Annotated in this window: 1 protein-coding gene; it reads left to right on the top strand. The window is 37.9% G+C overall.

The genetic code is table 11. The features are described from left to right. Positions 1-87: 87 nt before the first annotated feature. Positions 88-383 (top strand): transposase (locus DW739_RS09260; RefSeq protein WP_147353104.1); only part of this gene is annotated, 296 nt, incomplete at its 3' end.

Below are 383 nucleotides of genomic sequence, written 5' to 3'. Positions count from 1 at the left end.
CGTTGAAAATTGAAAATACCTCAGAGTACAATAAGACTACTGACTGGCAGGTTAGTAAAAATCTTATTATACAGAGAGGTATCTACAATGAAGTCTAACACACAGAACGCAAAAATTGAAGCTATTACAGAAAAAACTTTGGTACTCGGAATTGATGTCGGAAGTGAAATGCACTATGCCAGAGCTTTTGATTACAGAGGAATCGAGTATTCGAAGAAGCCATTTAAGTTTAGCAATACAGAGGCTGGATTTGTGACATTTAAGGAATGGATCCTGAACCTCAAAGAAAGACATGAGAAGGATAAGGTGGTTCCAGGTATGGAACCGACAGGGCATTACTGGTTCAATCTTGGAAAGTTTCTACAGGATAATGAAATGAAACC

Origin of the sequence: Clostridium sp. AM28-20LB, assembly GCF_003480665.1 — a bacterium.
Lineage (GTDB): Bacteria > Bacillota > Clostridia > Lachnospirales > Lachnospiraceae > Otoolea > Otoolea fessa.
This window is presented reverse-complemented; position numbering and strand designations above follow the sequence as displayed.